The sequence below is a fragment of the Streptomyces mutabilis genome (assembly GCF_014649815.1).
GTDB lineage: Bacteria > Actinomycetota > Actinomycetes > Streptomycetales > Streptomycetaceae > Streptomyces > Streptomyces mutabilis.
Genome location: NZ_BMTT01000157.1, coordinates 1 through 685, shown reverse-complemented (window position 1 = coordinate 685; position 685 = coordinate 1). Strand labels below are relative to the sequence as shown.

Below are 685 nucleotides of genomic sequence, written 5' to 3'. Positions count from 1 at the left end.
TTTATAAATTTTCTTGGGTAAGATACATAAACTTGATTATCTTTATTGATTTTGAGTGACCATTTATCCTTGTTCTTTGGAACGGTATCGTATAAATTTTGACTCACTGTTATTTCTTTGCCATCAATTTTATGTGTCCCTTTACTCATCACTTTTGTGTACGTATATTCTTTTCTTAAATCCTCTATCATGTGATTCGCAATCTGATTTCTAACATGCTTCGCTTGTTCACTCGGATAGGGTTTAACATCCAATATTGTTGCATTTAATCTCAAATGATCTTGATTATTCGTAAGAGCTATACTATACCCCTCATCACTCGTTCCTGTTTTTAATCCGTCAGTTCCTAAATATTCTTCGGCCTCTCCCTTTAACGATAAATTAGTGGTTTCGAAGTCTTGATTATACTGTTTACCATGCGTTAACTTTGTATAATTTATAACCTCTGGGTGTTTTTTTAATAAACTATGTATCAACAAACTAATATCTTGAGATGTTGTTTTTGTCTTTGCCTCATCTTTATATTTTTTAGGTTCGTAAGGTTTTAACAAATCATTAGATGCACCAGAGGGATTGGTAAAGTGGGTATGATTCATGCCTAACTTTTTTGCCTTTCCATTCATACGATCTGTAAATTTTGAAGTTGAACCATCTATTTTTTTCCTAATATTAATGCCGCTGGATT

At 32.3% G+C, this 685-nt stretch carries 1 protein-coding gene; it reads right to left on the bottom strand.

What is annotated here, in order from left to right:
- Positions 1 to 685, bottom strand: a 685-nt coding sequence (locus IE142_RS35160; protein WP_229831242.1) for a DUF1958 domain-containing protein, incomplete at both ends; no start/stop codon positions are given.